Origin of the sequence: Flavobacterium sp. KACC 22761, assembly GCF_034058155.1 — a bacterium.
GTDB lineage: Bacteria > Bacteroidota > Bacteroidia > Flavobacteriales > Flavobacteriaceae > Flavobacterium.
In genome coordinates this window covers 426,457-445,780 of the sequence record NZ_CP139148.1, presented here as the reverse complement: position 1 = coordinate 445,780, position 19,324 = coordinate 426,457, and the positions used below count along the sequence as shown (strand labels likewise).

General features: G+C 33.7%; 20 protein-coding genes and 1 tRNA gene. 13 read left to right on the top strand and 8 right to left on the bottom strand.

Annotated elements, in window-relative coordinates; genetic code table 11:
* The first annotated feature begins 6 nt into the window (after window positions 1-6).
* Window positions 7-867: a peptide chain release factor N(5)-glutamine methyltransferase gene (prmC, locus tag SCB73_RS01930; RefSeq protein WP_320568498.1), complete on the top strand. Its 861-nt coding sequence runs from the start codon at window positions 7-9 to the stop codon at window positions 865-867.
* Window positions 868-1,010: 143 nt separating this feature from the next.
* Here the strand turns inward: prmC and SCB73_RS01925 are convergent, their stop codons facing one another.
* Complete coding sequence (locus SCB73_RS01925; protein WP_320568497.1) at window positions 1,011-2,255, bottom strand: ABC transporter permease; 1,245 nt, start codon at window positions 2,253-2,255, stop codon at window positions 1,011-1,013.
* A 255-nt stretch (window positions 2,256-2,510) separates the two neighbouring features.
* Between SCB73_RS01925 and hisS the strand changes: the two genes are divergently transcribed.
* The 11 genes from hisS to SCB73_RS01870 all read left to right on the top strand — a co-directional run bounded on the left by hisS (window position 2,511) and on the right by SCB73_RS01870 (window position 12,555).
* Window positions 2,511-3,935 carry a histidine--tRNA ligase gene (hisS, locus tag SCB73_RS01920; protein ID WP_320568496.1) on the top strand — a complete coding sequence of 475 codons (1,425 nt, stop codon included), beginning with the start codon at window positions 2,511-2,513 and terminating at the stop codon, window positions 3,933-3,935.
* Between the two features lie 132 nt (window positions 3,936-4,067).
* Window positions 4,068-4,138, top strand: a tRNA-Trp gene (locus SCB73_RS01915).
* 480 nt (window positions 4,139-4,618) lie between these two features.
* Entirely contained in the window at window positions 4,619-5,197 is a 579-nt protein-coding gene (locus SCB73_RS01910; protein WP_320568495.1) for a nucleotide exchange factor GrpE, read from the top strand.
* Between the two features lie 71 nt (window positions 5,198-5,268).
* Entirely contained in the window at window positions 5,269-6,375 is a 1,107-nt protein-coding gene (gene dnaJ, locus SCB73_RS01905) for a molecular chaperone DnaJ (RefSeq protein ID WP_132989618.1), read from the top strand.
* A gap of 158 nt (window positions 6,376-6,533) precedes the next feature.
* Window positions 6,534-7,463: an ABC transporter ATP-binding protein gene (locus tag SCB73_RS01900; RefSeq protein WP_320568494.1), complete on the top strand. Its 930-nt coding sequence runs from the start codon at window positions 6,534-6,536 to the stop codon at window positions 7,461-7,463.
* A gap of 77 nt (window positions 7,464-7,540) precedes the next feature.
* On the top strand, window positions 7,541-8,857 hold the full coding sequence (locus tag SCB73_RS01895; protein ID WP_320568493.1) for an ABC transporter permease: 1,317 nt from the start codon (window positions 7,541-7,543) through the stop codon (window positions 8,855-8,857).
* A 98-nt stretch (window positions 8,858-8,955) separates the two neighbouring features.
* A complete protein-coding gene (locus SCB73_RS01890; RefSeq protein ID WP_320568492.1) occupies window positions 8,956-10,119 on the top strand; it encodes a sigma-54-dependent transcriptional regulator in 1,164 nt (387 codons plus the stop codon).
* Between the two features lie 50 nt (window positions 10,120-10,169).
* The gene (locus SCB73_RS01885) at window positions 10,170-10,832 is read left to right on the top strand and encodes a DEAD/DEAH box helicase (protein ID WP_320568491.1); all 663 of its coding nucleotides are present in this window, start codon (window positions 10,170-10,172) and stop codon (window positions 10,830-10,832) included.
* A 94-nt stretch (window positions 10,833-10,926) separates the two neighbouring features.
* A complete protein-coding gene (locus tag SCB73_RS01880; RefSeq protein ID WP_142451267.1) occupies window positions 10,927-11,145 on the top strand; it encodes a putative signal transducing protein in 219 nt (72 codons plus the stop codon).
* Between the two features lie 72 nt (window positions 11,146-11,217).
* Window positions 11,218-12,021 carry a Cof-type HAD-IIB family hydrolase gene (locus SCB73_RS01875; RefSeq protein WP_320568490.1) on the top strand — a complete coding sequence of 268 codons (804 nt, stop codon included), beginning with the start codon at window positions 11,218-11,220 and terminating at the stop codon, window positions 12,019-12,021.
* 6 nt (window positions 12,022-12,027) lie between these two features.
* Window positions 12,028-12,555 (top strand): GNAT family N-acetyltransferase, encoded by a 528-nt coding sequence (locus SCB73_RS01870; RefSeq protein ID WP_320568489.1) that lies wholly within the window; start codon window positions 12,028-12,030, stop codon window positions 12,553-12,555.
* Between the two features lie 75 nt (window positions 12,556-12,630).
* Here SCB73_RS01870 and SCB73_RS01865 read toward each other — a convergent pair whose 3' ends face one another.
* Window positions 12,631-13,149, bottom strand: a complete 519-nt coding sequence (locus SCB73_RS01865) for a hypothetical protein (RefSeq protein ID WP_320568488.1) — start codon at window positions 13,147-13,149, stop codon at window positions 12,631-12,633.
* Window positions 13,150-13,634: 485 nt separating this feature from the next.
* Between SCB73_RS01865 and mtaB the strand changes: the two genes are divergently transcribed.
* The gene (mtaB, locus tag SCB73_RS01860; protein WP_320568487.1) at window positions 13,635-14,969 is read left to right on the top strand and encodes a tRNA (N(6)-L-threonylcarbamoyladenosine(37)-C(2))-methylthiotransferase MtaB; all 1,335 of its coding nucleotides are present in this window, start codon (window positions 13,635-13,637) and stop codon (window positions 14,967-14,969) included.
* Between the two features lie 312 nt (window positions 14,970-15,281).
* Here mtaB and SCB73_RS01855 read toward each other — a convergent pair whose 3' ends face one another.
* The 6 genes from SCB73_RS01855 to SCB73_RS01830 all read right to left on the bottom strand — a co-directional run bounded on the left by SCB73_RS01855 (window position 15,282) and on the right by SCB73_RS01830 (window position 19,224).
* Window positions 15,282-15,788, bottom strand: a complete 507-nt coding sequence (locus SCB73_RS01855) for a hypothetical protein (protein WP_026727968.1) — start codon at window positions 15,786-15,788, stop codon at window positions 15,282-15,284.
* A gap of 67 nt (window positions 15,789-15,855) precedes the next feature.
* Window positions 15,856-16,572, bottom strand: a complete 717-nt coding sequence (locus tag SCB73_RS01850; protein WP_320568486.1) for a 3-ketoacyl-ACP reductase — start codon at window positions 16,570-16,572, stop codon at window positions 15,856-15,858.
* A gap of 114 nt (window positions 16,573-16,686) precedes the next feature.
* Window positions 16,687-17,274 carry an LURP-one-related family protein gene (locus SCB73_RS01845; protein WP_320568485.1) on the bottom strand — a complete coding sequence of 196 codons (588 nt, stop codon included), beginning with the start codon at window positions 17,272-17,274 and terminating at the stop codon, window positions 16,687-16,689.
* Window positions 17,275-17,360: 86 nt separating this feature from the next.
* Entirely contained in the window at window positions 17,361-17,681 is a 321-nt protein-coding gene (locus SCB73_RS01840; RefSeq protein WP_320568484.1) for a TonB-dependent receptor plug domain-containing protein, read from the bottom strand.
* A 77-nt stretch (window positions 17,682-17,758) separates the two neighbouring features.
* Window positions 17,759-18,721: a hypothetical protein gene (locus tag SCB73_RS01835; protein ID WP_320568483.1), complete on the bottom strand. Its 963-nt coding sequence runs from the start codon at window positions 18,719-18,721 to the stop codon at window positions 17,759-17,761.
* 2 nt (window positions 18,722-18,723) lie between these two features.
* Window positions 18,724-19,224 carry an RNA polymerase sigma factor gene (locus tag SCB73_RS01830; RefSeq protein ID WP_320568482.1) on the bottom strand — a complete coding sequence of 167 codons (501 nt, stop codon included), beginning with the start codon at window positions 19,222-19,224 and terminating at the stop codon, window positions 18,724-18,726.
* Window positions 19,225-19,324 lie beyond the last annotated feature (100 nt).

Below are 19,324 nucleotides of genomic sequence, written 5' to 3'. Positions count from 1 at the left end.
TCAGAAATGAAAATCAAACAATATAGGACTCAATTTATAAAAGAATTATCACCTTTATATGATGCATATGAGGCGGAGAGTTTTTTCTATTTAATTTTAGAAGACAAACATAAATTGCGTCAGATCGATTTGGCTTTGAACCACGAGTTGAATTTTTCTGAAAAGGATTTTGTGGTTTGGGATTCATTATTAGATGATTTGAAAAATGAAGTTCCGATTCAGTATTTACTTGGAAAAACTAGTTTTTATGGTTTGGATTTTGAAGTAAATGAGAATGTTTTGATTCCGAGGCCTGAAACTGAGGAGTTGGTGGATTGGATTATTAATGAAAATAAAGGAAAATCTAAGGAAATCAAAATATTAGATATTGGAACAGGAAGTGGCTGTATTGCTATTTCATTGGCTAAAAATCTTCCAAAAGCAAAAGTTTATGCTATTGATGTTTCGAAAAAAGCATTGGAAACAGCAAAAAGAAATGCGATAAACAATAATGTCGAGGTTACTTTTATGCTAAAAGATATTCTGGAATTGGAAATGTTAAAATCAGATTATGATATTATTGTTTCAAATCCGCCCTATGTCCGAAATTTGGAAAAAGCCGAAATAAAAAAGAATGTTTTGGATTTTGAACCGCATTTAGCACTGTTTGTTGATGATAATGATGCATTGATTTTTTATAGGAAAATTGCAGAATTGGCACAAAAAAATCTTTTAGAAAACGGACAATTGTATTTTGAAATCAATCAATATCTAGGGAAAGAAATGGTTGATTTGCTTGAAAAAATGAATTTCAAAAACATCGAACTCCGAAAAGATATTTACGATAATGATCGAATGATTTCCTGCAAGGTTTCCAGAACATTATAAGGATGTTCTCGAAAAAAATGAGACTTCTAATCTAGCCCCGATAGAAGTGAAAATCCTTTTATGCCGGGGTTCGGCATAAAAGATTGAAACGAATAGCGGGACGAGACTTATCTTGAAAGTTTTATTTCTGCTTCAAATAAAAACTATTCATATCGCAAAGCTTCAATAGGATCTAATTTAGAAGCTTTAATTGCCGGATATAATCCAGAAACAATTGCAACAGTAAAACTAGTCGCAAAAGCCGCAAAAATAGCACCCCATGGAATAACAAAGGCGAAATTCATAGCTGTTGCAATGGCAAAACCAAGCAGAATTCCGATAATAATTCCAACAAATCCGCCAATTTGTCCAATTAGTAATGTTTCGATAAAAAATTGAGTAGAAATGGTTAATTTGGTTGCGCCTAAAGCCTTGCGTACGCCAATTTCGCGTGTACGCTCAGTAACCGAAACAATCATAATATTCATTAAAGCGATTGATGAACCTAGAATGGTTATGATCGAAATAATCCATGCTGCCCAGCCTAAATACTGCGTGATTCCAAGAATACGGTTGATTAAATCGTCGCTTCGGCCCATTCCGAAATTGTTGTCGCGAACAGGATTTAATTTACGAACTCTGCGCATTACACTTGTGGCATTGTCAATTGCAGGGTCTAAAAGTTCTTTTTTAGAAACCATGACACTAATTGTATAATTGATATTTGGCGCCGTAAATAAAGATCGTGCCACTTGAATTGGAATTAAAACTCTTAAATCCTGACTGTTTCCAAAAGTCGATCCTTTTTCTTTTAAAACCCCAATAACTTTAAAACGCGCGCCTCGAATTGAAATTATTTTGTCAATTGGATTGACATCTTTCAGCAAACCTTTTTCAAAATCAGATCCTACAATGCAGGAATAGGTATTATTGTCAATATCAAATTGGTTGAAAGGACGTCCTAAAGTGGTTTCCAGCCCCGAATTGTTTATAAAATGCTCATCGACACCTAATATTTTTATTTCAGGATCTGTTTTTTCGCCTAAAAATTTGACTTCTGCTTTTGATGTTGCTGTAAATGAAAGTGAAGTCTCTGTAAATGGATATTTGTATTTGTTTTTGAAGGCAACCGCCTCAGGATATGAAATGATTGGATTTATGATTTCGCGTTCTTTGCCACCACGATTTTTTAGATTGTTTTCGTATTGGTTAATGTTGAAAGTATTGGCGCCCATTGAAGCGAAATTGGTTGAAACATTATTTTCTAATGCAGTAAGAACCGTTAAAATTCCAACCAAAGCGGTAATTCCGATAGCAATAATTAATACGGTAAGAATGGTTCGCAGAATTTGAGTTTTGATGGAACCAAAAGCAATTCGGATATTTTCTTTAAATAATTTTAGCATCATGACCAATTTGTCACGAAAATACGGTTTTTGTTACAAGTTTGTTTTCCAAGTGTTATTATTTATTTTAAAAAGTAAGATATTTGCAGACTTAAATTAAGTCGAAAGTTGGAAAGTAATTTAGTCTAAATGTCTAAAGTCGCAAGTCTAAAAGTCCAGCGATCTAAAAATCTAAAAATAAATTAATTTTAAAGGTTTGTGAATTTAAGTTTCAAACGAAATCTAAAATCTAAAATCTAAAATCTAAAATCAGAAAAAATGGCTTCAAAACCAAGCATTCCAAAAGGAACCAGAGATTTTTCACCTGCTGAGGTGTCAAAACGTCAATATATTATTCAGACTATAAAAGCAAATTTCGAAAAATTTGGTTTTCAGCCAATCGAAACGCCTTCGTTTGAAAATTCAGATACTTTGATGGGAAAATATGGCGAAGAAGGAGATCGTCTGATTTTTAAAATTTTAAATTCGGGTAACTTTTTTTACAACAAAAGTAAAATTGAATTGCCAGAATCAATCGAAGAATTGCAACTTAATTCTGCTGAAAAAATCAGTTTAGAACAAAGAATTGAATTAAATAAATTCACAGGAAAAATTTCTGAAAAAGCATTGCGTTACGACTTGACAGTTCCGTTTGCAAGATATGTAGTGCAACACCAAAGTGAAATTGAATTTCCTTTTAAAAGATACCAGATTCAGCCCGTTTGGAGAGCAGATAATCCGCAAAAAGGCCGTTTTAGAGAATTTTTTCAATGTGATGCCGATGTTGTAGGTTCAAAATCCCTTTGGCAGGAAGTTGAATTGGTTCAATTATACGATACTGTTTTTACGGCTTTAGGTTTAGAAGGCGTTACAATTAAAATCAATAATAGAAAAATTTTATCTGGAATTGCTGAGGTAATTGGCGCTTCAGATAAATTAATTGACTTTACAGTTGCGCTGGATAAATTGGACAAAATTGGAGAAGATGGTGTAAAGAAAGAAATGATTGAAAAAGGAATTTCTGAAGAAGCTTTGGTAAAAGTACAGCCGCTTTTTAGTTTCTCAGGAACTTTTGCAGACAAAATTGCGCAACTTTCGGACTTATTGTCTTCTTCTGAAGAAGGAATGAAAGGTGTTGAAGAATTAAAGTTTATATGTGACAATGTTGCCGATTTAGGTTTGTCAACAGCAACTTTAGATTTGGATGTAACATTAGCACGTGGTTTAAATTATTACACGGGAGCTATTTTTGAAGTTGCAGCGCCAAAAACAGTTGCTATGGGGTCTATCGGTGGAGGCGGAAGATATGACGATTTAACTGGTATTTTTGGTTTGCAAAATATGAGTGGTGTCGGAATTTCTTTTGGTTTGGATAGGATTTATTTGGTTTTAGAAGAATTGCAATTATTCCCAGAAACGGTTTCGGCAACATCAAAAGCATTGTTTATCAATTATGGTGATAAAGAAGCTTTGTATGCTTCAAAAGCGATTCAGAAATTAAGAAAAGAAAATATAAAAGTAGAATTGTATCCTGATAATGTAAAAGTTGGAAAACAATTTCAATATGCAGATAAGCGTTTGATTCCGTTTGCAGTAATTGCTGGTGATCAGGAAATTGCATCGAATACTTTTGCGCTTAAAAATTTAGTGACAGGAGAACAGGTTTCTGTTGATTTTGATGGATTAAAGAATGCGTTGCTTTAATAGTAAAAAAAGTTTTTAAGCTATAGTTTTGATTTCTAATTACATCGGTAAATATTGGCTTGAATCTTTTTAAATCGCAGGTGAAATAGTTGCCGGTGAAGAAAAAATACTTTTAATTTGCCACCTCAAGTTACGGGCGTAGTTCAAGGGTAGAATAGCGGTCTCCAAAACCGTTGATGGGGGTTCGAATCCCTCCGCCCGTGCAAAAAAAAATATTTTACCGCAAAGAACGTAAGGTTTTTTATCTTAAAATACTTTTGAAAAACACAAAGTTCGCAAAGCTATTCATATAAAGCTTTGCGAACTTTGATTTTTTATAAAGCTCAAGAGTGAAAAAAACTTTGCGTTCTTTGCGGTAAATTTTTTGTTATTAATGCATTTAAGATGAAGAAAGCATAAAAAAAAGCTTCGTCTCTATAGGCGAAGCTTTTTTTAATATAAGGTAAATTTGAATTAATAATTATTTTTGAGGCCTAAGCCAACCCTTAAATTCAATTTTGGTGTAATAATTTACGTTTTAACGACATCAAAGATAAAACAAACTATAACGTAATAGTCTTAAAATTATACTAATTTTTTTTGAGGTATATTTGATTTTTAAAGTACTCAGTTTTAATAAAGTGACAATTTGACATTTTAGAAATTTTGGCAGTACTTTTGCAATCCAACAGAAAGAAATAAAAATGAAGTTTAAGAATATTTTTAAAAATAAAAGTAATATGACTACGGAAAATACAGAATTCGATCAGGAATTAGACGATGTAACGTTAGAGAACAATGCCAACGGAGAGCAGTTAATTGTTGAAGAATTAAGTGTTGAGGAGCAATTAGCTAAAGACTTGGCTCACGAAAAAGATAAGTTTTTGAGATTATTTGCTGAATTTGAAAATTACAAAAAAAGAACTTCAAAAGAGCGTCTTGAATTGTTTAAAACAGCTAACCAAGAGGTTTTATTGGCAATGCTTCCAGTTTTAGATGATTTTGACAGAGCGACAGTAGAAATCAACAAGTCAGATGATGAAAATTTGAAAAAAGGTGTTGAGTTGATTCACGATAAACTTAAAAATACTTTAGTTTCTAAAGGTCTAGAGCAAGTTGAAATTCAAGCAGGTGATGCTTTCAATGCTGATATTGCTGAAGCAATTACCCAAATTCCAGCTCCGTCTGACAAATTAAAAGGGAAAATTGTTGATGTTATTGAAAAAGGATACAAATTAGGAGACAAAATTATTCGTTTCCCTAAAGTTGTGGTAGGAAACTAAAAAATGCAAATAAAATTTCAAATGCATTTTTTGGATTTTGGAATTTTTAAGATTTGGAATTTGATTCAATTATGAAAAAAGATTTTTACGAAATACTAGGCATTTCAAAAAATGCTGATGCTGCCGAAATTAAAAAAGCGTATAGAAAAAGTGCGTTAAAATACCACCCTGATAAAAATCCAGGCGACAAAGAGGCAGAAGAAAACTTCAAATTGGCGGCAGAAGCTTATGAAGTTTTAAGTGATCCACAGAAAAAAGCGAAATACGATCAATATGGACATCAAGCATTTGATGGTTCTGGCGGATTTGGCGGTCACGGTGGCATGAATATGGATGACATTTTCAGCCAATTTGGCGATATTTTTGGTGGCGGATTTGGTGGTTTCGGAGGCGGAGGCGGTGGCCCTCGTCGTGCAAAAGGAAGCAATCTTCGAATTAAAGTAAAATTGACTTTAGAAGAAATTGCAAATGGAGTTGAGAAGAAAGTAAAAGTAAAACGTAAAGTTCAGGCAAAAGGCGTTACATATAAAACTTGTACAACTTGTAACGGTCAAGGTCAAGTAATGCGCGTAACCAATACTATTTTAGGAAGAATGCAATCTGCATCAACTTGTCCTACTTGTGGTGGTTCTGGCCAGATTTTAGATAAAAAACCTTCTGAAGCAGATGCTCAAGGAATGGTTCAAGAAGACGAAACAGTATCAATCAAAATTCCTGCAGGAGTTGTTGACGGAATGCAGTTGAAAGTTGCCAATAAAGGTAACGATGCACCAGGAAACAGTATTCCAGGAGATTTAATTGTAGCGATTGAGGAGGTTGAACATGAATTCTTGAAGCGTGAAGGCGAAAATGTTCACTTCGATTTATACATCAGTTTTCCTGAAGCAGTTTTGGGAGCTTCTAAAGATATCGAAGCAATCAACGGAAAAGTGCGTATTAAGTTAGAAGAAGGAATTCAATCTGGAAAAATCTTGAGATTAAAAGGAAAAGGAATTCCAAGTTTGAATGGTTACGGAAGCGGAGATTTGCTAGTTCACGTAAACGTTTGGACGCCAAAAACATTAAATAAAGAGCAAAAACAATTTTTTGAAAATGCTTTAAACGACGAGCACTTCGCTCCAAGTCCAGAGAAATCAGAGAAATCATTTTTTGAGAAAGTAAAAGATATGTTTTCATAAATCTGAACTTTTTCAGAATATTTAAATATAAAACCCATTCTAACATAAAATTAGGATGGGTTTTTTGCTGAATATTACTCAGAATCGCTACTAATTATTTACTTTTACAGTCGCTGAACCAGAATGGTAACAGTGATGCAGAAAATCTTTAAAACAGCATGAGCAACTTACTAGAAGTACATAAAGTCGTAAAACAATACGGTGATTATGTAGCGCTTAACGAGGTTTCATTAAATGTGCCCAAAGGCACTATTTATGGACTTTTAGGACCAAATGGAGCAGGAAAAACTTCCCTTATCAGAATCATAAATCAAATTACATTGCCAGATAGTGGCGAAATAATTTTGGACGGAGAAAAATTGCAACCCAAACACGTGCAAACTATTGGCTACCTTCCAGAAGAAAGAGGTTTGTACAGCACGATGAAAGTAGGCGAGCAATGTTTGTATTTGGCACAAATGAAAGGCCTTTCTAAAGCTGAAGCCAAAAAACAATTGGATTATTGGTTTGATCGTTTGGGAATTCAAGGTTGGTGGAACAAGAAAATCCAAGAACTTTCTAAAGGAATGGCACAAAAAATTCAGTTTGTTGTTTGTGTTTTGCACAAACCAAAACTGCTTATTTTAGATGAGCCTTTTTCTGGATTTGATCCTGTAAATGCGAATGTTATTAAAGATGAGATTTTGGCACTAAAAGAACAAGGTTCTACTATTATTTTTTCGACTCACAGAATGGAAAGTGTTGAAGAAATGTGTGAGCATATAGCTTTGATTCACAAATCAAACAAATTGATAGAAGGTAAAGTAGCAGACGTAAAACGCCAGTTTAGAAGCAACAGTTTTGAGGTTGGAATTTTGACCAATAATGTTGAAGGTTTGATGTATGACATTACGCAAAAATTTAGCGTTTCACCTGCTAGTTTCAAATCTTTAAATGATGATTTAAAATTAAATATTGAAATTGGAAATGCAGCGCCAAACGAATTATTAAATGTTTTGACACAACGCGGACAAGTAACTCATTTTGTGGAAAAAATTCCAAGTATAAACGATATTTTTATCCAAACGGTTACCGAAAACAAAATTTAAAAATTCTAATATAGAAATTCCAAATTCCAAGCTTGTAAATTGGAATTTGGGATTTAAAATTTGAAAATTAATTATTTATGAGTATTATCTCGTTGATTATAAAAAGAGAATTTATTGCCAAAGTTCGCAATAGATCTTTTGTTGTCATGACTTTTTTGAGTCCGCTTTTATTTGTGGCGATAGCGGTTTTTATTGGCTATTTAAGTTCGATGAAAGCAGAAACCAAAAGAATCGCGATTCATGACGAAACCGGACTTTTTGCTTCTGATTTTCTGAAAGAAAATAAAAAAGGAGCCGAATTTAAATATCTGAATTTATCTGAAATTGATGTTAATGCTTTAAAAGATAGCATTACAAAAGAAAATTTCAGCGGATTGATTGTTATTCCGAAAACAAATAATACTAGAGATTTAGAAAGCAAAATTGAGTTTATTTCAAATAACAGTCCCAGTATTTCTTTTGTTGAAAATACGCAAGATGTTATTGCTTCAAAAATTACAAAACTGAATTTAGAAGAAGCAAAATTAGATACTTTATCGATTCAGAAAGCACAATCAAAAGTAAATATTCATTTGGTAAAAGCTTCTGGAGAGGAAAGTTTAAAAGGTTTGAATGAAATAAAAATTGCCATTGGAGGAGCATTCGGCTATCTAATTATGATGTTCATTATCATTTACGGAAACATGGTAATGCGAAGCGTAATCGAAGAAAAAACAAACCGAATTATCGAAATTATTATTTCATCCGTAAAACCATTTCAATTGATGATTGGAAAAATTGTCGGAACTTCATTGGCAGGAATTCTGCAATTTATGATTTGGGCAGTGATTGGTTTGGGATTAATGTTTGCTGCTTCGGCGTTTTTTGGCGTAAATGTTGGCCCAACGGCCAGAATTTCTCCTGAAATGATGCAAACTGCACAACATCAATTATCAGGTTCAGCACAAATGTATATTACTGAATTATGGAATCTGCCAATTGCAAGTATTATAATCGGATTTGTAATTTATTTTATTGGAGGATATTTTCTATATAGTTCGTTTTACGCTGCAATTGGAGCGGCAGTTGACAATCAAACCGATTCTCAGCAGTTTCTGCTTCCAATTCTTATGCCTCTGATTTTAAGCGTTTATATCGGATTTTTTACAGTAGTAAACGATCCTCACGGAACTATTGCGGTTGCATTTTCAATGATTCCGCTTACGTCGCCAATTGTGATGTTAATGCGTATTCCGTTTGGCGTGCCTTGGTGGCAAATTGCAATTTCGGTATCATTATTGTTTGCAACCTTTTTCCTTGTGGTTTGGTTCGCTGCAAAAATTTACCGAGTAGGTATTTTAATGTACGGCAAAAAACCAACTTGGAAAGAATTGTATAAGTGGCTAAAATATTAACTTGAGATTCTAAGATTCTAAGATTCTGAGATGCTAAGATTGTTAGCAAAAAAAACTCAGAACCTTAGCATCTTAATATCTTAGTATCTTTAAAAAGAATGAGTAAAATACTAATTGTCGAAGACGAAGCAGCAATCAGAAGAGTTTTGGTAAAAATTTTATCAGAAGAAAATGATTCGTATCAAGTTGATGAAGCTGAAGATGGTGTTGCTGGACTTGAAAAAATAAAAAACAACGATTACGATTTGGTTTTGTGCGATATCAAAATGCCAAAAATGGACGGAGTTGAGGTTTTGGAAGAAGTAAAAAAGATAAAACCAGAAATCCCGATGGTTATGATTTCAGGCCACGGCGACATGGAAACGGCTATTCAAACCATGCGTTTAGGTGCTTTTGATTATATTTCAAAACCGCCTGATTTGAATCGTTTGTTGAATACAGTTCGTAATGCTTTGGACAAAAAACAATTAGTAGTTGAGAATAAAATCTTAAAGAAAAAAGTCAGCAAAAACTACGAAATGATTGGCGACAGCGAATCAATTAATCATATTAAAGTGATGATTGACAAAGTTGCACAAACAGAAGCGAGAGTTTTGATTACGGGTCCAAACGGAACCGGAAAAGAATTGGTAGCACATCAATTGCATGAAAAAAGTGAGCGTTCGAATTTTCCTTTAATCGAAGTGAACTGCGCTGCAATTCCGAGTGAATTGATTGAAAGTGAGTTGTTCGGACACGTGAAAGGTGCCTTTACATCGGCGGTGAAAGATCGTGCTGGAAAGTTTGAAGCTGCAGACAAAGGAACTATTTTCTTGGATGAAATTGGCGATATGAGTCTTTCGGCGCAAGCCAAAGTGTTGCGTGCGTTGCAAGAAAGCATGATTACGAGAGTTGGTGCTGATAAAGACATTAAAGTAGATGTTCGTGTTGTCGCTGCGACTAATAAAGATTTGAAAAAAGAGATCGCTGAAGGTCGTTTTAGGGAAGATTTATACCATCGTTTGGCCGTGATTTTAATTAAAGTACCGCCTTTGAATGAAAGACGTGATGATATTCCGGCTTTGATTGCACATTTTTCAGAAAAAATTGCTTCGGAACAAGGAAATGCCGTGAAAGGATTTTCGGCGCAAGCCATAAAATTATTGCAAGAGTATGATTGGACAGGAAATATTCGTGAACTTCGAAATGTAGTAGAAAGATTAATCATTTTAGGAGGAAATGAAATCTCTGAAAGTGATGTGAAAATGTTTGCGAGCAAATAATGATTTAGTTTTTAATCTGAAATCTAAAATCATAAATCTAAAATTTAGATATGAAACTAAAAAAAATAAACGAGAGATTACAAGACGCCTTAATTGAAAATGGTTTAACTGAAGCAAATGTTTTGCAGATGGAAACTTTTTCGACCATAAAAAGCGGTGCAGATTGTGTAATTGTTTCACCAAAAGGAAGCGGAAAAACCACGACAATTGTTTTGAATGTAATTCAGCAATTGGCAGGGAAAAATGAAGAATCGCCGAGAGCGTTGATTATTGTTGAAGACAAAGAAAAGGTTTTGGCAATGGAAGAACTTTTTGATAAGTATAATAAATATACTAATCTTGAAGTGTACGGAGTTCACGACAAAGGCGATATGGATTACGATAAAAACTACGTTTCGACAGGAATCGACGTTTTGATTGGAACACCAATCAAATTAAATGACATGTTCAGTACGGCAGGTTATAATGTGAATCGTCTTAAAATGTTTATTGTAGATGATGCAGATCCGATTTTAAAATTGCGTCATGACGCTAAAATAACTCGTATTTCAAACAGTATTGCCAAAACACAACGAATAATTTTTACTGAAACTTTGACAGAACGCATAGAAATTTTGGCAGATAAAATCATGATTGAGCCTTATTTGTTTGATATGGATGAAGAAGGTGAGGAAGAGCTTGATGAAGAAGAGGACGATGTAGAGGAAGAATAGTAGAGTCACGGTTTTCAGTCGCAGTTTTCACTTTGAGATAATACTGAAAACTGCGACTGTGACTGAAAACTAATAATTATAAAAATAAAATGATATGGGATTAATGAAAGTGTTTTCGGGAAGCGAAGTCTTAGCAATTGCCTTGCAGGAAAGATTAGAAGAAGCAGGAGTAGAAACCGTAAAAAAAGATAATATACAATCGGCTCGTTTGGGAGGTTTTGGCGGAACAGATTTGGCTGTTGAGGTTTTTATTCAGGAAACCGATTTTGCAAAAGCAAATCCCGTTATAGAAAATTTCAGAATGAGTATTTAAGAAGTCTACAGTCACAGTTTTCAGTCACAGGGAAAACTGAAAACTGCGACTGCGACTGAAAACTACAAAAATATGCAATACAAAATGTTAGTGCTCGACATGGATGATACCTTGTTGACAGACGATCATAGAATTTCAGATTTAAACAAAAAAGTATTATTAGAAGCTCAGGCAAAAGGCGTTTATGTGGTTTTGGCTTCTGGAAGACCAACTACGGCAATGACCGCTTATGCTAAAGAGCTGGAGCTTGATTTAAATGATTCCTATATAATTTCATTTAACGGCGCAATCATAAGCCAGGCAAAAGACGATCTTGTTTTGTTTGAACAGAAATTAACTGTACAGCAAATTCACGAATTGTATGATTACAGCGTGAAAATGAATACGCATATAATCACTTATTTAGATGACGAAATTATAAGTGAAACCGATTCTGAGTTTATCGAAATCGAAAAAGAGATTACTGGAATGCCTCACCTTATGGTTTCTAGTTTTAAAGATTATGTTGATCGACCGGCTGTAAAATGTATTTTACTGAAAGAGCCTTCAGAATTAAAAGAATTAGAAGAAGATCTGAAAGCCAAAATGCCACATTTGAGTATTTCAATGTCAAAACCTTTTTTCCTCGAAGCAGCGCAACAAGGAATCGATAAGGCGGCAAGTCTGAGATTTTTAGCTGAAAAATTAAATATCCGTCAAGAAGAAATTATTGCAGTTGGAAACGCTGGAAACGATTTAACAATGATTGAATATGCTGGACTTGGTGTTTGGGTTGATAATGTAACGCCAGAATTGCGCGACAAAGCCGATTTAATCGTAGCTTCAAATAATGACGATGGAGTGGCTGAAGTAGTGCAGAAATATATCTTAAATTAAATTTTGATGAAAAATCCAATTGAGACAGAGCGTTTGCTATTAAGAGAATTTCTTCTTTCTGATGCTGATGGAATGTTTGAATTGGATTCAAATCCAAAGGTGCATCTTTTCTTGGGTAATAATCCAGTAAAAAAGCCCGAAGAGAGTATCGAATATATTTATTTTGTTCAAAAACAATATAAAGATTTTGGAACAGGACGCTGGGCAGTGATTCTTAAGGAAACTAATGAGTTTTTGGGGTGGTCCGGAATTAAGTTCATTACAGATGAAATTAACGGACACAAAAACTTTTATGAAATAGGTTATCGTTTCTTAGAAAAACATTGGGGAAAAGGATATGCCACAGAGGCAGGAAGAGCTTTTGTAGATTATGCTTTTAATGAAATGAAAGTAGATGCGCTTTATGCGTTTGCAGATGCAGGGAATGAAAACTCAAGAAAAATTCTCGAAAAACTAGGCTTGCAATACGTAAACTCTTTTGAGTATGAAGGAGAAACTGAAGTCTGGTATGAAATGAAAAATCCAAACTTATAACTAAGAAATGCGTTCCAAATCTTTGTAAGCTTAAGATAGTTTGCAAAGATTTGGAAAACGTAATTTCTTAATTGCTTATTTTTTAGCTACAGAAACAAAATATTTGTTTCCATCACCCATTGTTAATTTTACACGCTCGTCGCAAAGGTCGATTGCAAAAGCGGCACTTTCGTAACAGCTGCAAGTTGTGTTTTTGTCTTTAGACATTTCAGTTTTGCAATTGTTGTTTTTGAAAGTTGCTAATTGCGGTGTGTACAAGCTTACTAAATCTGTAGAAGCTGTAACCAACGAAATAATACTTGCAGAATTATTATTCGTAATTCTGTAAACAATTCTGTCTGTATAGTTTACTTCATTTACAGTTACTTTACGAATATAAGTGTAGGCAGTAGATTCTGCACCTGGTTCTTTAACCTCAAATTTAAAACCAACGGCACGAATGGCAACATCAAATTGTTGTTGAGAGTTTAAACTTGCCCAAGCCGTTAAAGTACTAATAGATGGAAATGGATTTGCGGCTGGTGCATTAGTTTGCGCTTGCGAACTAAAAACGGTTAAGAACATCAAGCAGATTGTGGGTAAAAATGCTTTCATAAAGTGTGGTATTTGTAATTTTATTTTTGCCTACTCTCTTTGGTTTTCGGCTTTCCCATTTCATTTTGTTACACAAAACAACAACATAACGATTGAAAATCAAAATTGTTATGTCCGATTTATTATTAAATTAATTAACACGTTCGATAATTTTAAAATCGGAATAAATTCTACAAGAGAATTTAGCTCTAGTAAATGTAAGATTTTTTCAATTTAAATTGCAAAAAAATGTATTTAATCGATGAAATTTGCACTTAATCGATATTTTTGTCATTTAATTCTTATTGAATTGTATAACGTAAAGTTCGGAAAAAATATTGTTTTTCAAAATTTTTACTTTCATTTAGTAGATTTTATTTTTAATAAAATCATAATAAATGCAAATTGTTGAAACGAAGTCGATTATTGATTTTCTTTTACAAATATTGTTTGTAAATTTGCAGCCTTAAATTTTTTGACAACGATTTCATTAATTTAAGAGAATTATGGAAAATAGAAAGAAAGTTGCCTTTTATACGCTGGGTTGTAAACTGAATTTTTCAGAGACTTCTACAATCGCCAGAAATTTCAATGACGAAGGTTTTGACCGCGTCGATTTTGAAGAAATAGCCGATATTTATGTAATCAATACTTGTTCTGTTACAGACAATGCTGATAAGCAGTTCAAGCAAGTAGTGAAAAAAGCAATGAAGCTGAATGATAAAGCTTTTGTTGCCGCAGTTGGCTGTTATGCGCAATTAAAACCCGAAGAATTAGCTGCAGTTGATGGTGTTGATTTGGTTTTAGGTGCGACTGAAAAGTTTAAAATTACCGATTATATTCACGATTTAAGCAAAAATGATATGGGTGAAGTGCACTCATGTGAAATTGCTGAAGCTGATTTCTACGTAGGTAGTTATTCGATTGGAGATCGTACACGTGCCTTTTTGAAAGTCCAAGATGGCTGTGATTATAAATGTACGTATTGTACCATTCCGTTGGCACGCGGAATTTCAAGAAGTGATGCTTTGGAAAATGTTCTTAAAAACGCCAAAGAAATCTCAGCTCAAAACATCAAAGAAATTGTTTTGACTGGAGTAAATATCGGAGATTACGGAAAAGGAGAGTTTGGAAATAAAAAACATGAGCACACTTTTCTGGATTTGGTTCAAGCTTTGGATCAAGTTGAAGGGATTGAACGTTTGAGAATTTCATCAATTGAACCGAATTTGCTGAAAAACGAAACGATCGAGTTTGTTTCTAAAAGCCGCACTTTTGTACCGCATTTTCATATTCCGCTACAATCAGGAAGCAATGATATCTTGAAATTGATGAAACGACGTTATTTGCGCGAAGTTTATATTGACCGCGTAAATAAAATTCGCGAAGTAATGCCTCATGCTTGTATTGGTGTAGATGTAATTGTTGGTTTTCCTGGTGAAACTGATGAACATTTTTTAGAAACGTATCATTTCTTGAATGAATTGGAGATTTCATATTTACACGTCTTTACCTATTCTGAAAGAGATAATACAGAAGCTGCTGAAATGGATGGTGTTGTGCCAGCAAATGTTCGTGCAAAACGAAGCAAAATGTTGCGCGGATTATCAGTGAAAAAACGACGTGCTTTTTATGAAAGCCAATTAGGAACCAAAAGAACGGTTCTTTTTGAAGGTGAAAACAAAGAAGGCTACATTCACGGATTCACTGAAAATTACGTAAAAGTGAAAACGCCTTGGAATCCAGAATTGGTGAATACTTTGCAAGAAATCAATTTGACTAAAATTGATGAAGACGGAAGTGTCCGAATGGAGTTTGTAAATAAATTAGCAGAAGCTTAATTTTTTTAAATAATCAAAAGTTATCACATATTCTGTCATTTCTGATAAAAAGCAAGAGGCTGTCCTTATTTTTTGGACAGCCTCTTTGTTTTTTATTTTTAGGCCCCAGCGGGGCAGAATATTTATAGAAATTCAAAATTACAGATGGCAAAGTAGCTCCAGAGGAGCGAAATAACCAGCATTAAAAAAAAATGTCGCTCCGCTGGAGCTTTGTCATCAATATAAATGTAATTTCTATAAATATTTCGCTTCTACGAAGCTGATGTCTGATCATCAAATACTTTTTGGACAGCTTCTTGTTTTTTTAAAGAATCATTTATTATCCTGAACAACCAACTTCAAAGAATTAATATAATCCGTATCAAACTCTATAACACGAATCTTTTCAGGAATAAAATTTAATTCGCCACCAAATTGGCCTCTTGTGTCTAGAAAGTCAATCAAAAGTTCATCATCAGTAAGAGAAAGCAATTTTCCTAAATAAGCTGATTTGGCTGATTTTTTGGCAATTTGAAAAATGCCATATTTATTGCTTATGTAATTCAAAATAGAATCTAAATCTCTAATCGGGATAATATCTTCAGAATTGATTTTTAGGCCTTTCAAGCGAATTACTTTTTCTGTAAAAGCCAAATCATGATCTCTGTTGACTGCTAAGATGTTTTTGTTTCTTAAAATTACAAACCCATCCAAAATAAAATCAACAGGATTATTTCGAAGCAAAATCCAATCATCAGAATAATCAATAAGAAATCCAGTGAAAATCTGTTTTTTATCGACAAATTCTATTTCGACCAATTGTCTTAAATATTTTTCCATTTTATGTTTTTTTGCGATTGGAACTTTGTCAAAGTTTCAATCTTTGACAAAGTTTACAAGATTGCTTTTAAGGATTAGTAGACCAAATACTGCTGTTTTTTACAAAAACTCTTCGGTTCAATTTTAATTGCGAAATGATCAATTCAGCCATATCTTCAGACTGCATTACTTTCTCTGGATTTCCGTCGGTTAAGTTTAAGTCTTTAGCCATATCTGTTGCAACCGTACTTGGCGTTAGAGCTGTAACACGAATGTTGTGTTTTCTCATTTCTTGCATCAAAGAATCGGTCAAGCCCAAAACCGCAAATTTAGAAGCACTATAAGCACTTGTCAGAGCATTTCCGTTTAATCCTGCAGTTGATGAAATATTGATAATATCACCGGTTTGTCTTTCAATCATATTCGGGATAATGGCGCGAGTTGTGTAGTACGTTCCCATTAAATTCACCTGAATGATTCTTTCCCAAGCTTCTGGCTCTAATTCGAGGAATTTTCCAAAAGAAGCAATTCCAGCGCTGTTGATCAAAATGTCAATGTGTTTGAATTCGCTTAAAGCTTTTTCAACTGCCGCATTGATAGAATTGATGTCTGAAACATCAGCTGTTACTGCTAAAGCTTTTACGCCTAAATTTGAAGCTTCATCAGCTAATTGTTCTACATCTTTTTGAGTTCTCGAAACTAAAATCAGGTTTACGCCTTCTTTTGCTAAAGCAATTGCAACGGCTTTTCCTATTCCTTTTCCTGCACCTGTAATAAAGGCAGTTTTATTTTTTAAGTCGGTCATGATTGTATTTTTAGAAATGCAAAAAGCATCATTATAAGTCTTACAAAAATAAGCTTTTGCAAAATAAAATGATGCTTTAAGATGTTTTCTTAATCTAAGTTTAACAAGTTTTTGTTATTCTTTTAAAACCATATCAATGCACATCACGGCTCCTAAAATTAATTGTCTTAACGTACTTTCAGTAGGAATTGTATCTTCAATTTGAAGCATGTAATTGTCGGCAGTCGTAAAAAATTCTTTTCCAATTCCTGCCCATTTTTTGCTTACTTGTGCCAATTGTTTGTTTTCGTGTGAGAATTTGAAATCCCAGCCTGTCCATTTTCCTTGAAGTGTTGCAACTGGTCTTTCGTTTTTGTCCAAAATTTCAAATCTCCCTCCAATAGAAAAGAATTTTTGCTTGAATGTTCCAACCAAACGATCTTTTTCATCCAAAACTTCAACTGTCGATCTGAAGATTGCGATTCCTCTTTTTACGGTAATTAACTTTTCGCCAGCGGCAGTTGAGATTTCAATATTAAAAGGAGTTGCTCTTTTAAAATCTGTAAAACGAAGCATTTTAGTGAAAAAACTTAAGTTTTTTTCACGGCAGTTCATAATTATTTGGTTGCTTTCAGGATTATAGATATCGTAATTGTTTGAAGCTTTAAACATTCCGATATGTTCTTTAACTAAAAATAAATTTTGGCTTAAAATAGGATTCATGTCGCGTAATTAATTTGAAAAAATTGAAACGCAAATGTAGTAAAACGTTTATTAAAACGAAGTCATGGGATAGTTTTATCTTTTAATTATTTTTTAAGTGTAATAACAATAACGCCATTTACACCTTTATCTCCATAAATAGATTTGGCTTCTTCTCCTTTTAATACTTTGATGGTTTCGATGTCATTCGGGTTGATTTTTGATAATTGTTTTGAATTTGAAACTCTTCCGTCTAAAATGTATAAAGGTTCAAGTACTTTAGATCGCGATGGCCCGCAAATTACAACTTGAGTATTTGCTGTATTATTACGCTGAATTGTATCTTTTGAAATTGTTTTTTCCTGTGCAATTGCTATGAAACAAAAAAGCATAAGAAGGACAGATGAAATAAGCTTTAGACTCTTCATTGATTATAAGTTTTGAATTAATGTTAGGGTTTAACTTTGTCAAAGTTTGAAACTTTGACAAAGTTTTTTTGTTCAAATTATTTCTTCGGAGTAGGTTTTCCCGTTTTTGTAGTAATTATAACGACACCTTTTTTGCCTTTTTCACCATATTTTTCAATAGCTTCAAGATCTTGCAAAATGGTTATGGTTTTGATGTCTTGCTGATTTAATGGCGCATAAGGACTCGTCGGGTTTTTTCCGAATAAATCATTTTCCGAATAATATATGCCGTCAATAATGTAAAGGGGCTCTTCTAGAATTACTAATGATTCTACATTTTCAGGTTGTACATTCGGAAGCTGGTCCTGCATCATTTTATCTCTTTTTGCATCATCGCTGTGGGCGATCGCATTTCCATTCATGATAATTAGTGGCGCACTTTTTTTCGCTTTTGCTGCTTGTTTGTCGGCTAAAGCAACTTTTGCAGATTCTCTTTCAGGATAACTTGAGTAGCCAGCTTGTGATGCAACTTCTTTTTTTGAAAGCATATCATCACTTTTGTCTTCAGTGTTTTCTTCATTTATTGGAACAATTACTTCTTGAGTTCCTGCGCTTATTGGCGATGATGATTCTGTTTGAATGCTTGAGCCTGTTGTTTCTTGAATTGCAACGCTTTCTTTATGTTTTGTTTTGTTTTCTAAAATTTTTTCAGCTTCTTCATTTGGAATGAATTGTGAATCTGATGAAGCTGGAGCATTGTTTTTTTCTTCTGAATTGATTTTAATTGTTTGATTTTGTGTGTCATTGGTTACAACTTGATCTACATTTTCTAAAGTTGATTTTTTATCTGTTTTCAGAAATTGATAACCTAATGAGATTACTAATAAAAGTGATGCTGCAACTGCAATTTTTTTCCAAAGAGAAATCGTTTTTTTGTCTTCTTTTTTGTCGAGTTTTTGTTCAACGCGCGACCAAACTTTTTCCATTCCAGGAAAATCTTTTGCGGGAGCATTTTCAGCTGCTTCTTTAAACCTGTCGAATATTTTATCTTGATTGTCCATGACTACTTTGCTTTTTGATAATACAATTTATTTACCAACTCTTTCAGTTTGGTTTTGGCAGCATTCAATTGTGATTTTGAAGTGCCTTCAGAAATGTTTAGCATTGCTGCAATTTCCTTGTGTCCAAAACCTTCAATAACAAAAAGGTTGAAAACGGTTTTACAGCCATCTGGAATATGGTTCAATAAATTGAGTAAATCTTCTTCTTCTAATGCGCTCATTTCTTCGGTAAAAGGCTGCGAGAGCACTTTTACATCATCAAGATACATATTGAAATTGGTGTTTTTCTTGATGGTAGCCAAACAGTAATTAACAGCAATTTTTCTGGCCCAGCCTTCAAAAGCTTTTTCTTCCTTGAGCTGTTCTAATTTTGTGAAAATAGTATAGAAAGCATCGGCGAGTGCTTCTTCTATTTCTTCTTCTTTCTTGAGGTATCGTTTGCAAACGCGATACAATTTTGGAGCCATGTGCTCATAAACCTGACGCTGAGCGTCTCGGTTCATTTTTTTGCAGCCAGAAATTAGAGTTTCGTTTATCACAAGTATGGTCTTTAAGTATAAAGAGAACTAAAAAGATAAAAAGGTTGGGACGAAGTATAAAAAT